This is a genomic window from Streptomyces pseudovenezuelae, from assembly GCF_001513955.1.
Classification (GTDB): domain Bacteria; phylum Actinomycetota; class Actinomycetes; order Streptomycetales; family Streptomycetaceae; genus Streptomyces; species Streptomyces pseudovenezuelae.
In genome coordinates this window covers 883,133-902,395 of record NZ_KQ948146.1, presented here as the reverse complement: position 1 = coordinate 902,395, position 19,263 = coordinate 883,133, and the positions used below count along the sequence as shown (strand labels likewise).

13 protein-coding genes are annotated in these 19,263 nt (G+C 69.0%); 5 read left to right on the top strand and 8 right to left on the bottom strand.

Annotation, left to right across the window (positions count from 1 at the left end; translation table 11 throughout):
• Window positions 1–125 precede the first annotated feature (125 nt).
• From opcA to tkt, 4 genes are read right to left on the bottom strand one after another with little or no spacing between them, the layout of a single operon-like run.
• A complete protein-coding gene (gene opcA / locus AQI94_RS16165; protein ID WP_031061150.1) occupies window positions 126–1,061 on the bottom strand; it encodes a glucose-6-phosphate dehydrogenase assembly protein OpcA in 936 nt (311 codons plus the stop codon).
• A complete protein-coding gene (gene zwf / locus AQI94_RS16160; RefSeq protein WP_031061148.1) occupies window positions 1,058–2,593 on the bottom strand; it encodes a glucose-6-phosphate dehydrogenase in 1,536 nt (511 codons plus the stop codon). Before zwf ends, opcA begins: the two co-directional genes overlap by 4 nt.
• Window positions 2,590–3,735 carry a transaldolase gene (tal, locus tag AQI94_RS16155; protein WP_031061145.1) on the bottom strand — a complete coding sequence of 382 codons (1,146 nt, stop codon included), beginning with the start codon at window positions 3,733–3,735 and terminating at the stop codon, window positions 2,590–2,592. The genes zwf and tal overlap by 4 nt, the downstream gene beginning before the upstream one ends.
• Window positions 3,736–3,754: 19 nt before the next feature.
• Window positions 3,755–5,830 (bottom strand): transketolase, encoded by a 2,076-nt coding sequence (tkt, locus tag AQI94_RS16150; RefSeq protein ID WP_031061143.1) that lies wholly within the window; start codon window positions 5,828–5,830, stop codon window positions 3,755–3,757.
• Between the two features lie 146 nt (window positions 5,831–5,976).
• Here tkt and AQI94_RS16145 point away from each other — a divergent pair, with 146 nt between their 5' ends.
• The 4 genes from AQI94_RS16145 to AQI94_RS16130 all read left to right on the top strand — a co-directional run bounded on the left by AQI94_RS16145 (window position 5,977) and on the right by AQI94_RS16130 (window position 10,429).
• Entirely contained in the window at window positions 5,977–6,891 is a 915-nt protein-coding gene (locus tag AQI94_RS16145; RefSeq protein WP_031061140.1) for a helix-turn-helix transcriptional regulator, read from the top strand.
• A 306-nt stretch (window positions 6,892–7,197) separates the two neighbouring features.
• Complete coding sequence (locus AQI94_RS16140; protein ID WP_031061137.1) at window positions 7,198–8,088, top strand: alkaline phosphatase family protein; 891 nt, start codon at window positions 7,198–7,200, stop codon at window positions 8,086–8,088.
• Window positions 8,089–8,093: 5 nt separating this feature from the next.
• Window positions 8,094–9,410, top strand: a complete 1,317-nt coding sequence (locus AQI94_RS16135) for an MFS transporter (RefSeq protein WP_062229775.1) — start codon at window positions 8,094–8,096, stop codon at window positions 9,408–9,410.
• Window positions 9,407–10,429 carry a TolB family protein gene (locus tag AQI94_RS16130; protein ID WP_031049460.1) on the top strand — a complete coding sequence of 341 codons (1,023 nt, stop codon included), beginning with the start codon at window positions 9,407–9,409 and terminating at the stop codon, window positions 10,427–10,429. The genes AQI94_RS16135 and AQI94_RS16130 overlap by 4 nt, the downstream gene beginning before the upstream one ends.
• A gap of 50 nt (window positions 10,430–10,479) precedes the next feature.
• Here AQI94_RS16130 and lanKC read toward each other — a convergent pair whose 3' ends face one another.
• The 3 genes from lanKC to AQI94_RS16105 all read right to left on the bottom strand — a co-directional run bounded on the left by lanKC (window position 10,480) and on the right by AQI94_RS16105 (window position 16,525).
• Window positions 10,480–13,269 (bottom strand): class III lanthionine synthetase LanKC, encoded by a 2,790-nt coding sequence (lanKC, locus tag AQI94_RS42790; RefSeq protein WP_078902816.1) that lies wholly within the window; start codon window positions 13,267–13,269, stop codon window positions 10,480–10,482.
• A 728-nt stretch (window positions 13,270–13,997) separates the two neighbouring features.
• Complete coding sequence (locus AQI94_RS16110) at window positions 13,998–15,383, bottom strand: glycoside hydrolase family 16 protein (protein WP_031049464.1); 1,386 nt, start codon at window positions 15,381–15,383, stop codon at window positions 13,998–14,000.
• Window positions 15,384–15,715: 332 nt separating this feature from the next.
• Window positions 15,716–16,525, bottom strand: coding sequence for an SDR family NAD(P)-dependent oxidoreductase (locus tag AQI94_RS16105; RefSeq protein ID WP_031049467.1), 810 nt, complete (start codon window positions 16,523–16,525; stop codon window positions 15,716–15,718).
• A 63-nt stretch (window positions 16,526–16,588) separates the two neighbouring features.
• Between AQI94_RS16105 and AQI94_RS16100 the strand changes: the two genes are divergently transcribed.
• Window positions 16,589–17,380, top strand: a complete 792-nt coding sequence (locus tag AQI94_RS16100; protein WP_031049470.1) for a helix-turn-helix transcriptional regulator — start codon at window positions 16,589–16,591, stop codon at window positions 17,378–17,380.
• A 72-nt stretch (window positions 17,381–17,452) separates the two neighbouring features.
• Here AQI94_RS16100 and AQI94_RS16095 read toward each other — a convergent pair whose 3' ends face one another.
• On the bottom strand, window positions 17,453–18,691 hold the full coding sequence (locus tag AQI94_RS16095; RefSeq protein ID WP_031049472.1) for a L,D-transpeptidase: 1,239 nt from the start codon (window positions 18,689–18,691) through the stop codon (window positions 17,453–17,455).
• Between the last annotated feature and the right edge of the window lie 572 nt (window positions 18,692–19,263).

Sequence of the window (19,263 nt, the reverse complement as noted above, 5' to 3'; positions counted from 1 at the left end):
GAGCAGGGGTCTCCTTGGTGCCCGGAGAGGGCGTCTGATGGATCTTTCCGACGGGGCGGGGCCTGGCACGCGGTCCCCCGCGGGGAGTACCCCCGGCGGCGTCGGCCGCCGGGAGGTACGGCACCTCAGGACCGGCCGGATCCATCGGGCCCTCCCTCGCCCCGCAGGGCCACGGCGTACATCTCGTCGGCGTCGAGGCGGCGGAGCTCCTCGGCGATGAGTTCGGAGGTGGAGCGGACCTTCAGCGCGAGGGTGCGGGAGGGCTGGCCCGGCAGGGACAGCGTGGCCAGCGGGCCCTCGGGACGGTCGATGACGACCTCGCCGCCCGCGGTGCCCAGGCGGACGGCGGTGACGACCGGACCGGCGGTGACCACACGGTCGATCTTCACCTTCAGCCGCGCCTCCAGCCAGCGCGCGAGCAGTTCGGCGGCCGGGTTGTCGGCCTCGGCCTCCACGGCCCCGGAGATGATCTCCGCACGGGCCTGGTCGAGGGCCGCCGCCAGCATCGAGCGCCACGGCGTCAGCCGGGTCCAGGCCAGGTCGGTGTCGCCGGGCGCGTAGGAGCGGACCCGGGCCGCGAGGACGTCGAGGGGGTTCTCGACGGCGTACAGGTCGGTGATCCGGCGCTGGGCCAGCGCGCCCAGCGGGTCCTTGGCCGGGTTCTCCGGCGCGTCCACCGGCCACCACACGACGACCGGGGCGTCGGGCAGCAGCAGCGGCAGCACGACGGAGTCGGCGTGGTCGGAGACCTCGCCGTACGTCCGCAGGATGACCGTCTCGCCGGTGCCGGCGTCGGCGCCCACCCGGACCTCGGCGTCGAGGTGCGAGTTGGTGCGGTCGCGCGGGGTGCGGGCGTGCCGCTTGATGACGACCAGGGTGCGCGAGGGGTGCTCGTGCGAGGCCTCCTCGGCCGCCTTGATCGCGTCGTAGGCGTTCTCCTCGTCCGTGACGATCACCATCGTCAGGACCATGCCCACGGCGGGGGTTCCGATGGCGCGGCGACCCTGCACCAGCGCCTTGTTGATCTTGCTTGCCGTGGTGTCGGTCAGGTCGATCTTCATGGCCTGCGCCAGCTCCGTCCGTCTCGTGCGAGCATCTCGTCGGCTTCCTCGGGTCCCCAGGTACCCGACGCGTACTGCGCCGGACGGCCGTGGTTCGCCCAGTGCTCCTCGATCGGGTCGAGGATCTTCCAGGACTCTTCCACTTCCTGGTGACGCGGGAACAGGTTGGCGTCACCGAGGAGGACATCCAGGATGAGCCGCTCGTACGCCTCCGGGCTGGACTCCGTGAACGACTCGCCGTAGGCGAAGTCCATCGTTACGTCCCGGATCTCCATCGAGGTGCCCGGCACCTTCGAACCGAACCGGACCGTCATGCCCTCGTCCGGTTGCACCCGGATGACGATCGCGTTGGAGCCCAGCTCCTCGGTGGCCGTGGAGTCGAAGGGCGAGTGCGGGGCCGTCTGGAAGACGACGGCGATCTCGGTGACCCGGCGGCCCAGGCGCTTGCCGGTGCGCAGGTAGAAGGGGACGCCCGCCCAGCGGCGGTTGTCCACGTTCAGCCTGACGGCCGCGTACGTGTCGGTGGTGGAGGTCCGGTCGATGCCGTCCTCCTCCAGGTACCCGAGCACCTTCTCGCCGCCCTGCCAGGCGCCCGCGTACTGGCCGCGCACGGTGTGCTTGCCGAGGTCCTCCGGCAGCTTCACGGCCCTGAGGACCTTCAGCTTCTCGGTCAGCAGCGACTCGGCGTCGAAGGCGGCCGGCTCCTCCATGGCGGTGAGCGCCATGAGCTGGAGCAGGTGGTTCTGGATGACGTCACGGGCGGCGCCGATGCCGTCGTAGTAGCCGGCCCGGCCGCCGATGCCGATGTCCTCGGCCATCGTGATCTGGACGTGGTCCACGTACGACCGGTTCCAGATGGGCTCGTACATCTGGTTGGCGAAGCGCAGCGCCAGGATGTTCTGGACGGTCTCCTTGCCCAGGTAGTGGTCGATGCGGAACACCTGGTCCGGCTCGAACACGTCGTGCACCAGGGCGTTGAGCTCGCGGGCGCTCTTCAGGTCGCGGCCGAACGGCTTCTCGATGACCGCCCGCCGCCAGGACCCCTCGGGCGCGTTGGCCAGCCCGTGCTTCTTGAGCTGCTGGACGACCTTCGGGAAGAACTTCGGCGGTACGGAGAGGTAGAAGGCGTAGTTGCCGCTGGTGCCGCGGGCCTTGTCCAGGTCCTCGACGGTCTGGCGCAGCTGCTTGAAGGCCGTGTCGTCGTCGAAGTCGCCCGGGATGAACCGCATCCCCTCGGCGAGCTGCTGCCAGACCTCCTCACGGAACTCGGTCCGCGCGTGCTCGCGCACGGAGTCGTGCACGATCTGCGCGAAGTCCTCGTCCTCCCAGTCCCGGCGGGCGAACCCGACGAGCGAGAAGCCCGGCGGGAGCATGCCGCGGTTGGCGAGGTCGTAGACGGCCGGCATCAGCTTCTTGCGGGACAGGTCGCCGGTGACTCCGAAGATGACGAGCCCGGAGGGCCCGGCGATCCGGGGCAGACGCCGGTCGCGCTCGTCGCGCAGGGGGTTCTCCCAGTCGGCGGTGATGGTCATTCCGCGTCCACTCCCTTGCTGTTCAGCGACTTGGTCACGGCGTCCAGCAGCTCCTGCCAGGCCGCCTCGAACTTGGCGACACCCTCGTCCTCCAGCTGCCGCACCACCTCGTCGTACGAGATCCCCAGCGCCTCCACGGCGGCCAGGTCGGCGCGGGCCTGCGCGTAGCCGCCGGTCACCGTGTCGCCGGTGATCACGCCGTGGTCGGCGGTGGCGTTCAGCGTGGCCTCGGGCATGGTGTTGACCGTGCCGGGCGCGACCAGGTCGTCGACGTAGAGCGTGTCCTTGTAGGACGGGTCCTTCACGCCGGTCGAGGCCCACAGCGGGCGCTGCCTGTTGGCGCGGGCTCCGCCGAGGGAGGTCCAGCGCTCACCGCCGAAGACCTCCTCGTACGCCTGGTAGGCGAGCCGCGCGTTGGCGAGCGCCGCCCGTCCCTTGAGCGCGAGGGCCTTCTCCGTGCCGAGGACCGTGAGCCGCTTGTCGATCTCGGAGTCGACCCGGGAGACGAAGAAGGAGGCGACGGAGTGGATCGTGGAGAGGTCGAGGCCGTTCTTCGCGGCCTTCTCCAGACCGGCCAGGTAGGCGTCCATGACCTCGCGGTAGCGCTCCAGGGAGAAGATCAGCGTGACGTTGACGCTGATCCCGAGGCCGATGACCTCGGTGATCGCCGGGAGCCCGGCCTTCGTCGCCGGGATCTTGATCATGACATTGGGGCGGTCCACCAGCCAGGCGAGCTGCTTGGCCTCGGCGACCGTCGCCCGCGTGTCGTGGGCGAGCCGGGGGTCGACCTCGATGGAGACCCGGCCGTCCCGCCCGCCGGTGGCCTCGTGCACCGGACGCAGCACGTCAGCGGCGGCGCGCACGTCGGCCGTCGTCATCATGCGTACGGCCTCGTCGACCGTCACGCCCCGGGTGGCGAGGTCGGCCAACTGCTCCTCGTAGCCCTCTCCGGAGCCGATCGCGGCCTGGAAGATGGACGGATTGGTGGTGACGCCGACGACATGCCGGGTGGCGACGAGTTCGGCGAGGTTCCCGGACTCGATCCGCCGGCGCGAGAGGTCGTCCAGCCAGATGGAGACGCCCTCGTCGGACAGGCGCTTGAGTGCTCCCGCGGTCGCGGTCGCTTCGGTCACAGTGATCATCTTCTTTCTGGCGGTCGGATCAACCACGCGCGGCGGCGAGGGATTCCCTGGCGGCCGCGACGACGTTCTCGGGGGTGAAGCCGTACTCGGCGAACAGGGTCTTGGCGTCGGCGGAGGCGCCGAAGTGTTCGAGGGAGACGATGCGTCCTGCGTCACCTGTGAAGCGGTACCACGTGAGACCGATACCGGCCTCGATTGCGACGCGGGCTCGCACGGACGGCGGAAGGACGCTCTCCCGGTACTCCCGCGGCTGCTCCTCGAACCACTCCACGGACGGCATCGACACCACCCGGGTGCCGACCCCCTCCGCCTCCAGCCGCTCCCGCGCGGCGACGGCGAGCTGGACCTCGGAGCCGGTGGCGATGAGGACGACGTCCGGGGCCTCGGTGGAGGAGTCCCGCAGCACGTAACCGCCCCTGGCCGCGTCCGGGTTCGGGGCGTACGTCGGGACGCCCTGGCGGGTCAGCGCGAGGCCGTGCGGGGCCGGGTCGGTGGCGTGCCGGCGCAGGATCTCGGCCCAGGCGGTGGCGGTCTCGTTGGCGTCGGCCGGGCGGACGACGTTCAGGCCCGGGATGGCGCGCAGGGACGCGAGGTGCTCGACCGGCTGGTGGGTCGGGCCGTCCTCGCCCAGGCCGATGGAGTCGTGCGTCCAGACGTAGGTGACGGGCAGCTGCATCAGCGCCGACAGGCGCACGGCGTTGCGCATGTAGTCGGAGAACACCAGGAAGGTGCCGCCGTAGATCCGTGTGTTGCCGTGCAGCGCGATGCCGTTCATCTCGGCGGCCATCGAGTGCTCGCGGATTCCGAAGTGGACGGTACGGCCGTACGGGTCGGCCTCCGGCAGCGCGTTGTCCTTCGGGAGGAAGGAGCTCGTCCTGTCGATGGTGGTGTTGTTCGACCCGGCGAGGTCGGCGGAGCCGCCCCACAGCTCGGGCAGCACCGGACCGAGCGCCTGGAGGATCTTGCCGGAGGCGGCACGGGTGGCGACGGACGTGCCCTCCTCGAACACCGGGATCGCGGACTCCCAGCCCTCGGGGAGCTGGCCGGCGACGACCCGGTCGAAGAGCTCGGCCCGCTCGGGCTGCTCACCGCGCCACACGGAGATCTGCTTGTCCCAGGCCGCGTGCGCGTCGGCGCCCCGGTCCAGGGCCAGACGGGTGTGACGGATGACCTCGTCCGCGACCTCGAAGCTCCGGTCCGGGTCGAAACCGAGGAGGCGCTTGGTCGCGGCGACCTCGTCGGCGCCGAGCGCGGAGCCGTGGGCGGCCTCGGTGTTCCGCGCGTTCGGGGCGGGCCAGGCGATGATCGTGCGCATCGCGATGATCGAGGGGCGCTCCGTCTCGGCCTGGGCGGTCTTCAGGGCCGCGTACAGGGCGTGTACGTCGATGTCGCCGTCGGCGCCGGGCTCGATGCGCTGGGTGTGCCAGCCGTAGGCCTCGTACCGCTTCAGCACGTCCTCCGAGAACGCGGTGGCGGTGTCGCCCTCGATGGAGATGTGGTTGTCGTCGTAGAGGAAGACCAGGTTGCCGAGCTTCTGGTGGCCGGCGAGGGAGGAGGCCTCGGCGGAGATGCCCTCCTGAAGGTCGCCGTCGGAGACGATCGCCCAGATGGTGTGGTCGAAGGGCGACTCGCCCTCCGGAGCCTCGGGGTCGAAGAGGCCGCGTTCGTAGCGGGCGGCCATCGCCATGCCGACGGCGTTGGCGACACCCTGGCCGAGCGGGCCGGTGGTGGTCTCGACGCCGGCGGTGTGCCCGTACTCGGGGTGGCCGGGCGTCTTGGAGCCGTGGGTGCGGAAGGCCTTGAGGTCGTCGAGCTCCAGCTCGTACCCGGAGAGGTAGAGCTGGGTGTAGAGCGTCAGCGAGGTGTGCCCGGGGGAGAGGACGAAGCGGTCACGGCCGGTCCACTCGGGATCGGCGGGGTCGTGACGCATCACCTTCTGAAAGATCGTGTACGCCGCCGGGGCCAGGGCCATCGCGGTGCCAGGGTGGCCGTTTCCGACCTGCTGCACGGCATCGGCCGCCAGGAGGCGGGCCGTGTCGACGGCGCGACGGTCGAGGTCGGTCCATTCGAAGCTGTCCGGTGTCTGCGTGCTCATCTTCAAGAAATCCTCGATCGGAGCGGGAAAGCTGGCCTGACGTGTTCAAACTTAAAAGTCTGACTTTTACGGGGGAAGGTCACGGTGTGCCAGCCTGTGGTGAAAGTGGGACACGGAACGCTCCAGGCAGGCGGCACGAGCAGGACATGGCGGACAGAACATCCCAAGGCTCCATCCAAGGTGGAGACGGTGACGGCACAGTGGACGGGATCAGAACGTTCCCCTTCCCCAGCGAGCTGAGCGTGTGCGGAGTCGGCATGCAGGTCGGCCCGATGGGAGCCGGACGCACCTGGCACGCGGATGCCCCGTTGGAGCGCGTGCACCGCATCGACTTCCATGTGGTGATGCTCTTCGACGCCGGACCCGTCCGCCACATGATCGACTTCGCCGAGTACGAGGCGGCCGCGGGCGACCTGCTGTGGATCCGCCCGGGCCAGGTCCACCGCTTCTCACCGACGAGCGAGTACCGCGGAACCGTCCTGACCATGCAGCCGGGCTTCCTGCCGCGGGCCACCGTGGAGGCGACCGGGCTCTACCGCTACGACCTCCCGCCGCTGCTGCGCCCCTCCGACGCCCAGTTGGCGGGACTCCAGGCCTCCGTGGCCCTGCTGCAGCGGGAGTACGAGGACACGTCGACCCTGCCGCTGAGCCTGCACACCTCGGTCCTGCGGCACGCGTTGACGGCGTTCCTGCTGCGGCTTGCCCACCTCGCGGCGAGTTCGGCGGAGGCGGGGCGGCGGGCCGAGTCGACGTTCACCCTGTTCCGGGACGCGGTCGAGAAGGACTTCGCCACGAACCACAGTGTCAGCGCCTACGCCGACGCGCTGGGATACTCCCGCCGGACCCTGGTGCGCGCGGTGCGGGCCGCCACGGGGGAGACCCCCAAGGGGTTCATCGACAAGCGGGTCGTGCTGGAGGCGAAGCGGCTGCTGGCCCACACCGACCTGCCGATCGGGCGGGTGGGGGCGGCGGTGGGGTTTCCCGACGCCGCGAACTTCTCCAAGTTCTTCCATCAGCACACCGACATGACACCGGCGGCGTTCCGGACGGAACTTCTGTAGGAGCGGATCGAGTTGGCCCGACTGCGTGACATCTTCTTCGACGGCACCACGCAGACCATCTCGTGCTGACCGATCCCGAGGGCAACGGGCCCTGCGTCATGGGTGAGGGTGGATGTGACCCGGTCGAACCGGGCCCGTCCGACGCTCACTTGACCCTCCCTTTGCTGTGCATGACCTGTGCGTGGGGTGATCTTTGCCCGGTGGGGCCCACGGTTCGCCCGGCCTTCACGTGGACCCGGCCGAGAGCTCCTAGGGTTGCGGCGCCGCTCCCCCCGAACGTCCGTCACCTCTGTCCGGAGGACAGTCATGGCCGCCGTCAAGGCACCGCAGCGCAACCGACGTTCCCTCTCCGCACTCGCCGGAGCCCTCGCCCTCACCGCCACCTCGATCGGCGTGTGGGCCGCGACGGCCTCCACCGCCGAGGCAGCCGCTCTCCCCGCCCCCGACCACGTCGTGGTCGTGGTGATGGAGAACCACGCCTACTCGCAGGTCATCGGAAGCTCCAGCGCCCCGTACCTCAACAGCACCCTCAAGGCGGGTGGCGCCGACCTCACCCAGTCCTACGGCCTCACCCACCCCAGTGAGCCGAACTACTACATGCTCTTCTCCGGCTCCAACCAGGGCCGCACCGACGACAGTTGCGTGAGCGTCGGCTCGATCAACAAGCCCAACCTCGCCTCCGAGCTCATCGCCGCGGGCAAGACCTGGGCGAGCTACAACGAGTCGCTGCCCAGCCAGGGTTCGACGACCTGCAGCAGCGGCGACTACGCGCAGAAGCACAACCCGTGGTTCGGCTTCTCCAACGTGCCGACCAGCACCGCGAAGACCTTCGCGCAGTTCCCGACCGACTACACGACCCTGCCCAAGGTGTCCTTCGTGGTCCCGAACCTGTGCAGCGACATGCACGACTGCTCGGTCTCCACGGGCGACACCTGGATCAAGAACAACCTGGGCGCCTACGCCACGTGGGCCAAGACCCACAACAGCATCCTCGCCGTCACCTTCGACGAGGACAACAAGCTCTCCGGCAACCGCATCCCCACCCTGTTCTACGGGCAGCACGTCACCCCGGGCAGCACCAGCTCCACCACCTACAACCACTACAACGTGCTGCGCACGGTGGAGGACCTGGCGGGTCTGAGCGCCCACGCGGGCAACGCCGCCTCCGCCGCCGACATCACCGGCATCTGGAACTGACGCCCGTGTACCTCGCGGACTCCCGGAGCACGGGTTCCCGCGGCACCGAGGCCGCCGTCGTACCGGACACCCCTCCGGTGCGGCGGCCGGCCGCCGTGCCCTCCACCGTGCTGGCGCTGGGCGCGGTCAGCCTGATCACGGACGTCTCCTCGGAGATGGTCACGGCCGTCCTGCCGCTGTACGTGGTCGCGGGCCTCGGCCTCTCGCCCCTCGGCTTCGGCCTCCTCGACGGCATCAACAACGGCGTCGGCGCCCTCGTCCGGCTGGCCGGCGGCCACCTCGCCGACCGGGGCGGCCGCCGCCACAAGGTCGTGGCGGGCCTCGGCTACGGTCTGTCGGCCCTGTGCAAGCCGTTGTTGCTCCTCGCCCACACCCTGCCCGTGCTCAGCGCGGTGCTCGCTGTCGACCGGACCGGCAAGGGACTGCGCACCGCCCCGCGGGACGCGATGATCTCGCTGGCGACCGAACCCGCCCACAGGGGACGGGCGTTCGGTGTCCACCGTGCCATGGACACCACCGGCGCGCTGCTCGGCCCGCTCGTCGCCTTCGCCGTCCTGCGGGCCACCGTCGACGGCTACGACGCGGTCTTCGCGGTCAGCGGCTGCGTCGCCGTACTCGGCGTCCTGGTGCTGGTGCTCTTCGTGCCCCGCCGCATCGACGCCCCCGCCGACGCCGTACGACGGCCGCCACCGCCCGAGCCGGTCCGCCCGCCACAACTGCGTGAGGCGATCGGCCTGCTGCGGCGTCCTGAACTGCGCCGCCTCACCGTGTGCGCGGCCCTGCTCGGCCTGACCACCGTCAGCGACTCCTTCCTCTATCTGCTGCTCCAGCGCGAGGGGAACCTCCCCGCCCACCTGTTCCCGCTGCTGCCGCTGGGCACCGCCGCCTGCTTCCTGCTGCTCGCCGTGCCGCTCGGCGCGCTCGCCGACCGCGTCAGCCGCCGCCTGCTCTTCCTGGCCGGCCACGGTGTCCTGCTGCTCGGCTACGGCCTGGTGCTCTCGCCGTGGCACGGTGTCCCGGCCGTGATCGCCGTCCTCGTGCTGCACGGCACCTTCTACGCGGCCACCGACGGAGTGCTCGCGGCCGCCACCGCCGCGGTCGTCCCCGCCCGGCACCAGGGCGCCGGGCAGGCGCTGGTGGGCACCGGGCAGGCGCTGGCCCGGTTCGCCTGCTCGCTCGCCTTCGGCGCGGCCTGGAGCCTGTGGGGCGGGCGGACCGCGCTCGCCGTCACCGCGGCCGCGCTGGCCGTCAGCGCCGTCGTGGCCGTGTTCGTCCTGCGCGGCACGGCCGAGACCCCCACCCCCGACGAGGTGCCCGCGTGACCCGAACGCCCCGTCTGGTGACCCTGCTCGTCGCCGTCCTGCTGCTCGGTGCCGTCGGCACCGGCTCGGTGCTGTACGCCGCCCACCGCTCGGGCATGAGGGACCGGCAGCAGGCGGACGGACCGACCGTACGGGCCGGCACCGTCTCGCTCCGCCCCACGGCCGGACGCCGCCTGCTGGTGCGCAATCTCGCCTGGGGCCCGCACCGCGACGAGATCGCCACCGTGCCCGCCGACGATCCCGAGGGCCCGCGCACCGCCTCGGGGGTGAAGTGCCTGCGCTTCCACGCGGCGGCCGGCACCGGCATCTGCCTCCAGGCCGTGCACGGCGCGCTGGAGGACACCTACCGCGCGGTGGTGCTCGACGCGCACCTGCGCGAACGCCACCGCTTCCCGGCGGCCGGCATCCCCACCCGGGCCCGGGTCTCGCCCTCGGGACACATGGTCGCCTGGACGGTGTTCGTCAGCGGGGACTCGTACGCCGGACCGAACTTCTCCACCCGCACGGCCGTCGTGGACACCCGTACCTGGGCGATCGACGACAACCTGGAGACCTTCCACATCGTCAAGGACGGCCGCACGTACCACGCCGCCGACACCAACGTCTGGGGCGTCACCTTCGCCGACGACAACCGCTTCTACGCCACGCTGGCGACCGGCGGCCGGACGTATCTCGTGCGGGGCGACGTGACCGCACGCACCCTCACCACCCTGCACCGCAACGTCGAATGCCCCTCCCTCTCACCCGACGGCACCCGCGTCGCCTACAAGAAGCGCGTCAAGGGGCTCTCTCCCGACGCCCCTTGGCGGCTGTACGTCCTGGACCTGCGCACCATGAAGGAGACCGCGACCGCCGAGTCGCGCGACATCGACGACCAGGCACTGTGGGCCGACGACGACACCCTCGTCTACGCCCTCCCCGGCGACTACGGCTCCGACCTGTGGACCGTACCCGCCGACGGCACCGGCACGGCCCACCGCCTGATGACCTCCGCGGTCGCCCCGGCCTATCTGGGGTGACACGAGACTTGGGGTGACACGAGGCTGTCCCGCGGGACCTCATCCGTCTGTCAGGCCAATTGACCAGCGGACGTCGGCGGTCGGCAAGACCTCAGCAATTCGTCCACCACGAAATTGAAATTTTCCGGAAAACCGGTGTCTGACTTGATCAGCCGATCGAGAAAAAGAGCAACCCCGGCTGCGCCGGTTGCAAAATCGGAACTCTCGCGCATCGCCTGCTCGCCGGGGAAGCCTGCGCCCTCAGGGCGATCGACACGAAACAAGAGCACTCCCTCCGCCACTCTCCATGCCGCCTTGCGATACTGGGGGTCATGCGTGAAGTACCATGCGTCAAGAAGAGCATTTCCCATGCCTGCGAGCCCATGGAACATCTGAGGGAATACGGCGTACTTGTGTGAAACGTTTTCGGTGAGCTGCCCGAACCAGTGGGAGAGGGCTGGGTCCGGATTCACCGCCAGGTAGCGGACTAGCGGCGTGAGGATTCCCGCCGATCCATAATCCCAGTAGCATCTGGCCACAACCCCACCCAGCTCGTCATCCTCTGGCGCCAGGGCGGGGAATCCCAGGAACTCTCCGCCGTTGTGCATCGCGTACCCCAGGTCGTGATTCAGTGCGGCACGGCCCGCCTCGAAAACCTGCTCGTCCTCGATCGCTTGTGACAGGTACAGCAGGAACAGGGATATCCCACTGCTCCCGAATGCATAGCCGATGGGGACGGTGCCCGAGGAGTCGACCCAGTAGATTCCCTCCCTGCTGTGCTGACATGAGTCCATGAGGTGGCGTCCCGTTTGTTCGGCCTCGGAAAGGAATTCTTCCCCCAGGCCTGCCGCCCAGAATTTCAGGCAGGCAAGGCCGTATCCGGAATCGCCGTGCATTATATTGGGAGATGTGTGCAGCAGTTCGTGCCGACGGGCGCGCCGCAGCAGTTCCACGCCCTCTTCAGGGTGTCCCAGTTCTTGCAGTACCCATGCGATCCCCGCCTGCCCCATGTACAGACCGGGCGGATAGCGGCCGTTGTCGATGTCATGACTCAACAGCCACGACAGGAATGGCTGGGGAATTGGCCGGCCTGCATAATGGAGCGCGTGCAGTACTCCGGCCGCCCCATGTGAGATCGAGAGTGGGTTGGTCTCGAACACCGCTGGATCGGCTGGAAACAGTCTGTCCTTCCGCTGCAGGTCGGCAGTGTTCACCACATAGGAGAGTCCGGCAGCGCGAGCGGCCAGGGCAAGAGCACGATGGCTGTCGTCGGGTTCGGGTTCGATCACATCGTTCGGTGACGTGTCGACCGGTCTGTGGCTCGGCTTGACCAACCGAGGGCTTGAGGGACCTTCTTGCAGTATCGGCATCTGTTCTATTTCCGAGAGGACTCCCTTCATGTCGGGAACGCGGCCCGCACTCGATTCGCTCATCAAGTGAACAACCAAGTCGATGAATCGGTCCGACAATCCTAGATCCTCTACCAGGTCGGATAGGAATCGCTGGAGCGAAGGCGGGTGCAACTCGGAAACACCGTTGGCCAGCATTATGCTTCCGAACATAATGGCGCCCAAGGCGTAGACGTCACTGGCGCGATCGTTCACCCCTTCGCGTACAGCCTGTCCTGTGACCAGGCCTGGCGTGTGAAGTCCCACCGGCTGATCTATACCGTCTTCGGTTGCGCATTCGAGATCGACGAAACAGATGGCTTTATCGCCGTCAGCCAGCATGACATTTCCGTAGGAAATGTCACCGATGACTATTCCGTTCGTGTGAGAAAAGTCGATCGCCTGAGCTATCTGAAGCCACAGTCGACGTGTACTGGAGTAGTATTCGCTCAGCGTCTCACGAGTGATGTTTCCGTGGTACAGCGGATTACTTCGTATGGTGAAGCGACCGAGATGCTCACCTGGTATGAACTCTTCAACCAGAAAAGCGTGCCCGCGGTCTTCGAACATGGTGACAGGTTTGACGAACAACTCGCAATCGGAGAGTTGCTCCAGGATCCGATACTCCTTTGCCAATAGTGCCACGGAGTCGATTGCGTGCGTGCCGATGAGGATCTCTGGACGCGCCTCTTTGATGACGACCGTGGTGTCGGTGGCCAGGTCGTCTGCGAGATAAACTCCGCCTCGGTTGGTGAAAGTCAGAGCGGAGGTCACCGCGAATCGCTCGTTGAGCAGAGTCGGATTACTGACGTATTCCATGTGCTCTTGGGATTCTGGAGCAACCAGGGGGTCTGTCACCCAATGCGGGGGATCCCAAAAGGGGTGGCGTGTGTCCGGCACGTAACCGCCGTCTGGATCGCGTATGACAAAGCGTCGGCTTCCGTCTATCTGAAGGACTGAAACGGGCTGGAAGCCTCCGTAGCGATAGTGGACGCAGGATGAACCAGGCCACCGGCGGTCAGAGAGAATGTAAGGGCCCGTGAAGTCCAGAAGTTCCTCTTTGAGCCTGTTCCCCAGTCGGGTGAATTCTTTCATGTTCGGCGGGTATATGGTTATGCACTTTCCGCCGGATTGTCTGGGCCACAGTTTTCCGTTCACCGATGTGACGGTCTTCGTGTCTACCAGGAACTTGAACGGTGTTGAGGCGTCGAAGAGGAGGGGGAGGGCTCGCTCCAGGCACTTCAAGGCTTCCTGTGGCCGAACTGATACGTGTATCTTCCATCCCTGACGGGGTAGTTGAAACTGGGACGGCGATGCACCGTACCAGATCCCATCCCGACGAACATTCCAATCGGCCGGAGCCAGGCGCTGGTAGAGATCCAGGAATTCTGACGAAGGCTGGTACCTCGTTGGGCTTTCGAACCACCGCGAATCGTACTGGGAATAAAAGTACAATTCTTCCCAACTCTGCATGTCCGACTCCTCCGGGCTGATGAGGATGCCATCCCGCGCAGCTCCCCCGGGGACAGTCCGTCGACCGTCAGGGGACGGAAAAGTGAGTCCCCAGGGGAACGTTGGTGTCGGTGGTGTCCCTACCTTTCGGCCACTCCGTGGCAACTGTGGGAGGTGCAGGAGGTGAGGCTCACGATGCCGGCCATCCGTTCACTTCCGGTCCCGAGAGCGTTTCTCGACCCCTCGACAAGAACCCTCTGCAGTTCCAGGATCGTGGGCATGACCTGCTGGGCCAGTTCTTCCGCGCTGCTTTTGTTCGAAGCGTCCGTCATGTCACTCACCCGTCGACGTGCTGCAAATTTCCCGTATTGCACATGGGCACCTGTCGACTCGCCAGTTGCCCGAGCCGAGTTTCTGTGCCGTGTGCCCCCAGAGGCTCCGCCGAAGTCTGGCCAGAGCTTCTACGTCCAGTCTCTGTCCGCCATGCGTTTCCCGCATCTCGACACAGGATTTGGTTGAATTGCTAACCGCACGAAAACAGCGCCGGTTGCCGCCACCTCGAACGTGAGTCTGCTTTCGCGATCTGCCCAGCGGATTCTTCGATAGTTCGACGTCGGTAATGGTCGCGTCGGCTGGTCGGAGCCGGTCTGCCGCCACCGGAGCAAACTCTGGCGACAACAGACCCGCCTCCGTGACAACTGTCGTGCCTCGGCTCGGCAAGGCGGCCTGGCGGCGACTGAAGCAGCCTGTCAGTGACCGAAGGTGAACCAGTTCACGTTCACGAAGTCGGCCGGCTGGCCGCTGGTGAAGGTCAGATAGACGTTGTGGGTGCCGGTGACGGAGCTCATGTTGGCCGGGACCGTTCTCCAGGACTGCCAGCCACCGGTGTTGGCGAGGGCGAAGCTGCCGATCGGGGTGGCGGTACGGCTGTCCAGGCGCACCTCGACCAGGCCGCTGACCCCGCCCGCCGCGCCGCTCGCCACCCGCGCGACGAACTGAGTCGCCGCGGTGGAGCCGAAGTTGACGTTCTGGTAGAGCGCCCAGTCGCCGTTGGCGAGGGACGCGATGTTCTGGCCGCCGCCGGTGTCGGTCGTGGTCTCGGTGCCGACACCGCTCTGGCTGGTGTACGACTCCGCCTGAATGGTGCCGTAGGCGTCGACGCCCCCGGTGGACGGCGGCGTGGTACCGCTCCCACTCGCCGACAGCACCTGGACGTAGTCCACGACCATGGGGACGCCGGACTGGGTGCCGGAGTCGAGACCGCCGCCGAACGCGTCAGGGAAGGCGCCGCCCATCGCCACGTTGAGGATGACGAAGAAGCCGTGCTGGGTGGCGTTGGCCCAGGTGGTGGCGTCCACCTGGCTCGCGTTGACCGAGTGGAACTGGGTGCCGTCCACCAGGAAGCGGATCGTCTCGGGGCTCACCGAGCGGTCCCACTCCATCGTGTAGGTGTGGAAGCCGGACTGGCAGGTGGAGCCCGGACAGGGGACGTTGTTGCCGATGCCGGTCGTCTCGTTGCACGGGCCGCCCGGGTTGGTGCCGCAGTGCATCGTGGCCCACACCCGGTTCATGCCCTGGACGTTCTCCATGATGTCCAGCTCGCCGACGCCCGGCCAGTTCTGGTAGTTGCCGCGGTAGGGCGCGCCCAGCGCCCAGAACGCCGGCCAGTAGCCCTCGGCCGCGGTGCCGGTGACGTTGGGCATCTGGATGCGGGCCTCGACGCGCAGTTTGCCGCCGGACGGGGGCTGGAAGTCGGTGCGGTTGGTCTCGATACGGCCCGAGGTCCATCGGCCGGCCGAGTCGCGGAGCGGGGTGATCCGCAGGTTGCCGTTGCCGTCCAGCGCCACGTTGCTGGTGCTGTTGGTCATCGTCTCGACCTCGCCGGTACCCCAGTTGGCGGGGCCGCCGGGGTAGGAAGTCCCGGTCGCGTACTGCCAGTTGGAGGTGGAGACACCGGTCCCCGCGGAGCCGTTGAAGTCGTCGAGGAAGACCTGCGACCAGCCCGTGGGGGGTGTGGGGGCGGAGGCGTCGGCGGGGAGGGTGGCGGCCGTCGCGAGGGCGGCGGCCAGGCCGAGGGTGCTCAGCACGGCGACGAGGACCCGTCGCCGTCTGGGTATGCCGGAGGTTTCGCTCATGGGGGTGCCTCTCGGGTACGGGGTGGGGGTGCGGATGCGCTTCGAGTGCACTCTGAGAGCGCTCTCAAAGTGCGCCCAATGTGCTCTCGGCCACTCCGGTCGTCAAGAGGTGAAACAGTGAAAGTCGCTGCGCCGCAGGTGAGTTCAGCGGGTGAAGGCGACGCGGGGCCCCTGCCGAGCGGAGATGCCGTCTTCGGCCGGGCCCCGACACGGGGCGGGTCGTGTGCGCTGGTCGGCCCCGGGCGGTGAGCGGGCGTCGGGTGCCTCGGGTGCCTCGGGTGCCGAGTCCGGGGCGCCTCCGGCCGGGGGGCTCGCCCCGACGGAGTGCCGGCTCACGCCCTCGCGGCGAGCTCGCGCCACGCGTCCCAGGTGTCCAGGCGCTGCCGGTAGGCCGCCTCGACGACGGGATAGGGGTACGTGCCGAGGAAGAGCCGCAGGGGTGGTTCGTCGGTGTCGACGAGTTCGAGGACGACCTCGGCGGTGGCCGCGGGGTCCTGGGGTGCGCGGGCCGAGGCCCCGGCCCGGCGTGCCGCGCGGACCGGGTCGTAGGCGTCGATGGGCTCGGTGTGCACCGCGGAGGAACCGGACCAGTCGGTGCCGTACGGGCCGGGTTCGACGATCGTGACGCGGATGCCGAGCGGGCCGACCTCCTGGGCAAGCGCCTCGCTCATGCCCTCCAGCGCCCACTTGGAGGCGTTGTACAGGCCGAGGGAGGGGAAGGCGGCCAGGCCGCCGAGGCTGGACACCTGCAGGATGTGCCCGGCGCCCTGGGCGCGCAGGACCGGCAGGGCCGCCTGGGTCACCCACAGTGGGCCGAGCACGTTGGTGTCCAGCTGGGCGCGGGCCTGTGCCTCGGTGGTCTCCTCGACCATGCCGAACAGGCCGTAGCCCGCGTTGTTGACGACCACGTCGAGGCGCCCGAAGGTGTCGGCGGCCCGTCGGACCGCGGCGAAGGCTTCCGTCCGGTCGGTGACGTCGAGGGTGAGCGGCAGGACGCCGTCGCCGTAGGAGCCGGCGAGGGGCTTCAGGGACTCGGGGCGGCGGGCGGTGGCGGCCACGCGGTCGCCTCGGGACAGTGCGGCCTCGGCCCAGATCCGGCCGAAGCCGCGGGACGCGCCGGTGATGAACCATGTCTTCGTCATGCCCTCGACCCTGCGCGTTCGGCCGGACGGCAGCCAGCACCCCCGCAGGGTTACCCTTCCGCCATGGCGGCCGACAACGCGCTCGGAGAGTTCCTGAAGGCCCGGCGGGGCAGGGTCCCGCCCGCGCGTGCGGGGCTGCCCGACCACGGCAGGCGCCGGGTCGCGGGACTGCGCCGCGACGAGCTGGCCCGGCTCGCCGGCATCAGCGAGCCCTATCTGACCCGGCTGGAGCAGGGCGTCGACCAGCATCCGTCGCCGCAGGTGCTGCGGGCGCTCGCACGGGCGCTGGAACTGGACGACGACGCCCGTGCGCACCTGTTCGCGCTCGCCGCGCCCACGCCCGGCCCCGCACGCCCCGCGGAGACCGAAGTCGCCCCGGACGTGCACCAGTTGCTCGACGCGTGGGCGGGCACCCCGGCGTATGTGCGCGACCGGCGGTTCGACGTGCTGGCCGCCAACAAGTGGGCCCGCGCGCTCGCCCCGATGTACGAGCCGGGACACAACCTGGCCCGGGACATGTTCCTCGACCCGGCGGCCCGGCAACTGTTCCCCGACTGGCCCGAGATCGCCGCGCAGACCGCCGCCGCCCTGCGCGCCGAGGCCGACCCGCGCGATCCCCGGGTCGGGGCGCTGGTCGCCGAGCTGGAGACGGACGAGGACTTCCACCGCCTGTGGGCCCGGCACGACGCGCGGCCCTCCCGCGACGAGCTCAAACGCTTCGCGCACCCGGCCGTCGGCGAGCTGGCGCTGCGGCGGCAGGCGCTCATCGTCGGGGGCGCGGAGCAGCAGGTGATCATCGTCTACCAGGCGGCGCCGGGAAGCCCCTCAGAGGCCGCGCTCGCCAGGCTCCTGTGACGACTGGGCCGCGCTGCCGGCCTGCGAGTCCGATGACTATTGGACCGCCCTGCCGGCCTTCCAGCCCGATGACTACTGGACCGCACTGCCGGCCTTCCAGTCCGACCACGACAGGTTCCAGCCGTTGAGGCCGTTCGACGGTTCCACGGTCCTCTCCCCGGAGTTCTTCACGATCACGACGTCGCCGAGCAGGGAGCTCTCGTAGAACTTGTAGCCATCCACGGAGCTGTCGTTCGCGCCCTTGGCGTCGTGCAGGCCGACGCAGCCGTGGCTGGTGTTGCGGCTGCCGAACACCGAGTCGGCCGCCCAGTAGTTGCCGTGCACGAAGGTGCCGGACGTGGTCAGGCGCTGGGCGTGCGGGACGTCGGAGATGTCGTACTCGTCGCCGAGCCCGACCGTCGAGGACTCCATGCGGGTCTGCTTGAACCGCTCGCTGATCACCATGATCCCGGACCATGTGGTGTGGTCCGGGTCGCCGCCGCTGACCGGGTAGGTGGCGATCGTCTCGCCGCCCCGCTCGACGACCATCTGCTTGGTGGCGAGGTCGACCGTGCTGATCTGCCGGCGGCCGATGTGGAAGGTGACGTCCTTCGACTGGACGCCGTAGACGCCGTCCGTGCCCTGGACGTCCCTGAGCCGCAGACCGAGCGTGATCGTCGTGCCGGGCGCCCAGTAGGTCTCGGGCCGGAAGTCGAGCCGGGTGTCGCTGAACCAGTGGCCCACGATCTCCACGGCGGGCTCCGCGGTCACGGTGATCGCCTTCTGGACGGCGGCCCTGTCGGACACGGCATGGGTGAAGTTGATCGACACCGGCATGCCGACGCCGGAGGTGGAGCCCGCCTCGGGGGTGAAGTAGCCCACGAAGGTCTCGCCGGGTGACTTCGTGGTGAAGGCCGCCGTCTCCTGGGTGCCGCCCTGTGTCGCGACCGCGACCGTGTACCTGGTGCCCGAGTACGGGTTCCTCGACGAGGTCCAGGTCGTCCTGGCCTTGTTGTAGGACCCGTCCAGCGTGGAGCCGTCGTTGCCGGTCACCTTCACCGAGGCGAGGGTTCCGTCGGTGACGGTGACCTCGACAGGGGCGGTGAAGTCGGCCTTCGTGGTGCCGTCGGCCGGGGTGACCTTGACGACAGCCTTCCTGGTCGCCGCCCGTACGGACGCGGTCGCCGACGACCCCTGCGAGGCATCCGCCGAACCGCTCCCGCACCCCGTCAGCAGGGTCGTGGCCGGTACGGCGCCGAGCGCGGCGAGGATCCCGCGCCGGGACCACTTCTCCGACTGCCCGGACCGGTTCGATATGTGCGAGTCGCCCACTGCAGGCCTTTCTGGGATATCCGCCCTTGCGGGTGCATCGTGCGCCCCGCACCTTGGCTGATCCTTTGAATCGCCGGGTTGCCGGCTGAGATTCCGGTGAGGAGGGGGTGAGGAGGGGGTGAGGGGGGACTGCGTGGCCGTCGGCGGATACGGGGGGAGAGAGGGTGGGGCTTCCCGGGGGCCCTGGTTGTCGGCGGGTGCTTGGGGGTGGGGGAGCTTTGGGGGTGCCCTTACTTGTCGGCGGGTGCAGGGGCGGCTTCGAGGGGTAGCCCCGGTCGTCGGCGGGTGCGTGGGGGCTTCGTGGGTTGCCTCGATCGCCGTCGCGTACGCGGGGACGGCGGCCCCCCGGTGCCGGGGGCACCGCCGTCTCTCGCTGTCAGGCGCTTGTCGGCGCGGGGCGCTCGGGGGTGGCGGGCTCGCGGAGGCCGAATCGGTTGGGGGCCGTGCGCAAGGGCTTCGGTGCTCACCAGGCGCGAGGGTCGAGCAGGGCTGTGGTCGCCGGAGCCGGCGGCGGGGGCCTCCTGTCGGTGTCAGGCGCTTGTCGGCGCGGGACCTTCGCATGTGGCCGGCTC

Coding starts and splice junctions, on each gene's coding strand:
- AQI94_RS16100 (WP_031049470.1), top strand. CDS start 16,589: ATGGCGGCCGACAACGCGCTCGGAGAGTTCCTGAAGGCCCGGCGGGGC.
- AQI94_RS16110 (WP_031049464.1), bottom strand. CDS start 15,383: ATGAGCGAAACCTCCGGCATACCCAGACGGCGACGGGTCCTCGTCGCC.
- zwf (WP_031061148.1), bottom strand. CDS start 2,593: ATGACCATCACCGCCGACTGGGAGAACCCCCTGCGCGACGAGCGCGAC.
- opcA (WP_031061150.1), bottom strand. CDS start 1,061: ATGAAGATCGACCTGACCGACACCACGGCAAGCAAGATCAACAAGGCG.
- AQI94_RS16145 (WP_031061140.1), top strand. CDS start 5,977: ATGGCGGACAGAACATCCCAAGGCTCCATCCAAGGTGGAGACGGTGAC.
- lanKC (WP_078902816.1), bottom strand. CDS start 13,269: ATGCAGAGTTGGGAAGAATTGTACTTTTATTCCCAGTACGATTCGCGG.
- tal (WP_031061145.1), bottom strand. CDS start 3,735: ATGATCACTGTGACCGAAGCGACCGCGACCGCGGGAGCACTCAAGCGC.
- tkt (WP_031061143.1), bottom strand. CDS start 5,830: ATGAGCACGCAGACACCGGACAGCTTCGAATGGACCGACCTCGACCGT.
- AQI94_RS16140 (WP_031061137.1), top strand. CDS start 7,198: ATGGCCGCCGTCAAGGCACCGCAGCGCAACCGACGTTCCCTCTCCGCA.
- AQI94_RS16105 (WP_031049467.1), bottom strand. CDS start 16,525: ATGACGAAGACATGGTTCATCACCGGCGCGTCCCGCGGCTTCGGCCGG.